This is a genomic window from Micromonospora sp. NPDC002411 (assembly GCF_053592955.1).
On record NZ_JBSFBM010000474.1, the window covers coordinates 1 to 3,932 of the forward strand.

The window sequence follows — 3,932 nt, forward strand, 5'->3', positions numbered from 1 at the left end:
GGATCAGGTGCGTTTCCGGGTCGTGGCGTTCACCCAGCGAGACGTCACCGTCGAGGTGCGCGCCGGCGACGTTGAAGTAGCGCAGCCGGCCGGTTCCTCGACGCCGCCGCCGTGCACGCCGCCGCCGACGCCAACCCTCGGCTGCGCCGTTTCATCCGGACCGTCGCCGCGCACAGCGAGGCCGGCGAGGTGCGCTCCCGTCGGCTGCTGGAACACCTCGTCCGGCGCATGATCGACGACGTCGCCGACCTGCACCTGAACAACGCGCTCAACCGGCTGGAACGCATCGCCGTGCTGCGGGACAACATCGCCGCGATCCTCGACCACGTGCTGGAGGGCGGCACCCTGCCCGAGGGGGTGCGGGTGGCCACCCTCGGCGAGTACTTCGACCAGCTCAACACCGAGATGCGCGAGCTGAGCCGACCCCGCGACGGCATCGTGGGGGACGCGCCGTTGCGGCTGGCCGACGACTCCGCCGCGTACGCCGACTCGCTGCTGCGCGAGTTCGACACCGCCGGCGGCGGCGAGGCCGGCCGGCACGTCGAGCCCGACGCGATCGTCGGCGGCGCGTTCCGGGCCATGCCGACGGACTCGCAGGAGGCGCTGCGCCGCGCCGCCGCGCTGGAACCGACAGCGCTGTGGCACGCGGTGGCCGCCGAGTCCGGGGCCGGAAAGCGGGCTGCCCTGGCGGACCTGGAGACCCGCCTCGGCGGCCGGCTCACGCCCGACGAACTGGCCCGGCTGCGCACGGCCGTCGACGATCTCGGCAAGGCTCGCTCGCGCGGCCTGCAGGTGAGCGAGGCGCGACTGGCTGAAGCCCTGGGCCGCATCGCCGACCCGGACCTGCGGGCCGTGGTCGAGGGCGGCGACGTCTGGCTCACCCAGCAACTCGCCCTGCACAACCCGGAGGCCCTGACCACCCTGTGGCGGCGCTTCCGCGACCGGGGCGGACGCGCCGACGACGGCCCCGGCTTCCGTGCCTACCTGCGCCACGACATGGTCACCTACGGGCGGGGCGTGCTCGGCGAGTACAGCGCGGCGTTCTCGTTGAGCAGCATCGAGCTGTTCCTGAAGGGACCGGACGCCAACGTCAAGGTCGCCGGCACCGACCTGGTCGGCATCGGCCACGACGGCTGGGTGTGGCTGATCGACGACAAGTCGCACCGGGCCGCCAGCGTCGCCGGGGTCAGCGCGCTCACCGACAACCTCGTCGCCAACCTGCGCCGCGACGCCGCCGACTTCCGCGACGCCATCGCCCGGCTGCAACGCGACGACCCCGGGTTCACCCCCGACCCGCGGATCCTCGACGCGATCTCCCGGATGGAGGACGCCGCCGCCGAGATCGACCGGATCAACCGGCGCGGCTCCGCGTCCACCCGGCCCGCGCGGATCAGCGCGGCACTGGAGGAGCGCCGGCTGCGGCTGCGCGTCACCAGCGCCGCCGGCGAGGTCCGCGAGATCACCCAGGCCCTGCGCGACCTGGGCCTGGCCGTCGAACCCACCGGTACGCCGGTGCCGCTGCCACCCACCGGAGGGCGCTGAGCATGGCCATCACCAGCAGCTTCATGCGGTACGGCACGGTGCCGTCGGCGATCATCAGCGACGGGGTGCTGCCGATCCCACTGTGGGCGGTCACCGCCATCTCCCTCGCCGAGACGTACCACCTGCCGCCGATCGGCTCCACCGCGCACAAGGCCATCGTGGCCACCCACGACGACACCATCACCTTGACCGGGGTGCTCGTCGGCGCGGAACGCTACGCCTGGAAGTTCGCCCTGGAGACGATGGCCGAGGCGAGCAAACGCGGCACGGCCCTCGCCGCGTACTCCGGGGGGAAGTTCGGCGGGCTGATCCTGGTCACCTCGATGACCATCCGCACCGACATGCAGGTGCAGTCGTTGACCTTCAACGCCTCCGCCGCCCGCCGCGACGTCCTGGACACCACCATCACCCTCGTCCACGTGCCCCGTCCCAGCCTGCTCGGCAAGCTGCTCGACGTGGCCAGCATCGGAGTCGGCGCGCTCGCCGACGGGTTGGGCAACTGATGCCACAGTTCCCGATCGACCGCTACCTCCTGCCGGAGACGCCCGTCGAGGTGCCCGAGGGGTTCACCGAGGTGCGGCAGAGCCTCACGGCCGGCCTCCCGCACCGTGTCGAGTTGGGCGCCGGTGTCCACGCGGTGCTGATCCTGCCCACCGGGCTGGCCCGGCAGTGGCTGGCCACCGACCCACTCGCCGTGGTGAGCAGCTCCGCCGACGACCTGGCGCCCCGACCCGCCCCGCCGTCCGCACCACCGCCCCCGGCGCTGGTCGGCCGGGTGCCCCTGCGCCTCGTCGTCCGCCAGGGCACCCGGATCCTCGGCTCGGTGCCGCTCGCCGCCGGCCTGCGCCGGGTCTGCCCGGACGCCGGCACGCCCGCCGACACCACAGGCTCCGCCCCGGTCGCCGTCGAGGTGCTGGTGCTCGCCTGGCTGCTGCACGCCGGGACGGTACGCGGCTCCGGCGACTACGGCTCGTCCGTGACGCTGGCCTGGCGGCGTGCCGACCGCGCGGTGGACGAGTTCGGACCGCCGCCGATCAACGAGTTCGTCTGGCGTCGCCGCCCACCCGCGCAACGGGTCGAATCCGAGCTGGGCCCCGGCCGGCTGCGCTACCGCTACCTGCTCGACAAGAAGCTGCGGAGGGTGCTGCGATGACGCTCACGCCGTTCCAGACCGGTCAGGTCCGCCAGGGCGCGGTCGGCAACGACGCCGGCTGGACCATCACCTTCCACCGGGAGACCCCGACCGGGCTCAGCCCCGACACCGCACTCACGCTGAGCAGCGCCGACTACTACGCGGCCATCGACGCCGCCCTGCCCGACGGGTTGGGCCCCGGCGCGTACACGGTCACCGTGCAGGGGCTGATCGACGAGCACTTCGCCGCGCTGCGCACCGCCGAGGGGCAACCGCCGCTGGTGGCGAAGCTGCACCTGTACTGGCGCGACGCCAACACCTCGGTCGGCGCGTTCTTCACCAACCTGGTCGGTGTCAACGCCGGTCCCACCCCGGCCGAGCTGACGCAGGCGCTGGTCGCCGTTCTGCGGGTGACGAAGGTCCGCCGGCTCACCGGCGAACGGACGTACGACACCGAGCTGACCCTCGTCGAGCAGGCGTACGCCCGACTCGGGCAGCGGGTCGCCGAACGCTTCGAGGCCGCCACCTTCAGCGCCGCGGTCCGGGCCATCGCCGACCGGACCCGGGTGGACATCACCACCTGGGGCGCCAACCCGGACGGCACCATGACCCGAGGCGCCACCGAGGCGTCCGGCGACGAACGGGCCGCCTTCGGCGCCGGGCTGCTCTACCGTGCCGCGCTGGAGCGGATCGGCGGTGCGGTGCAGCAGTCGCTCAACGCGTACGGGCGGGGGATGCTGCTGATCCGCGACGGCACCGTGCACGTCGGCAAGCGGCCGATCCCGTACCCGGAGGGCGAACCGAAGCCGCTCACCCTCGCCACCGGCTTGCTGGCCTGCACCGAGAACGGCAGCCAGGACACCGACCCGTACGCGGCCACCGAGGCCGGCGGCACCGCCGCGCCCCGCCGTCGGGCGTGGACGCTCACGCTCAAGGGTCGCCCGGACCTGAAGCCCGGTGACCTGGTGTGCTTCGACCCGCCGGCGGTGGACGAGGCCACCACGCTGGGCAGCGTCGGCGCGGCGCTGCTCGGCTCGTTCGCCGCGCCGTTCGCCCCGTCGACCGGGGAGTTGGGCGCGGGGGCGAAACTGCTCTACCTCAGCGCCGCCCGGCACACCCTGTCGCGTACCGCCGGTTTCGTCACAGTGGTGCACGGCGTCGAGGTCGCCTCCGGCGCCCAGGCCTGGGACAGCTGGAGCGACGCCTCCGGTGTGGCCGCCGCCGAGCCGGCCGGCCCGACGTCGTCGCCCGGGGTGGC

Annotated in this window: 4 protein-coding genes; all 4 read left to right on the top strand. The window is 73.8% G+C overall.

Translation table 11 applies throughout. From position 1 onward, the window contains the following. Nucleotides 1-111 precede the first annotated feature (111 nt). The gene (locus ACWCO3_RS32430) at nt 112-1,542 is read left to right on the top strand and encodes a hypothetical protein (protein WP_450013726.1); all 1,431 of its coding nucleotides are present in this window, start codon (nt 112-114) and stop codon (nt 1,540-1,542) included. A 2-nt stretch (nt 1,543-1,544) separates the two neighbouring features. After that, complete coding sequence (locus tag ACWCO3_RS32435; RefSeq protein WP_145781265.1) at nt 1,545-2,045, top strand: hypothetical protein; 501 nt, start codon at nt 1,545-1,547, stop codon at nt 2,043-2,045. Then, nucleotides 2,045-2,695 carry a hypothetical protein gene (locus ACWCO3_RS32440; RefSeq protein ID WP_450013728.1) on the top strand — a complete coding sequence of 217 codons (651 nt, stop codon included), beginning with the start codon at nt 2,045-2,047 and terminating at the stop codon, nt 2,693-2,695. The genes ACWCO3_RS32435 and ACWCO3_RS32440 overlap by 1 nt, the downstream gene beginning before the upstream one ends. Further along, on the top strand, nt 2,692-3,932 hold a 1,241-nt coding region (locus tag ACWCO3_RS32445), incomplete at its 3' end, for a hypothetical protein (protein ID WP_450013730.1). The genes ACWCO3_RS32440 and ACWCO3_RS32445, both read left to right, overlap by 4 nt.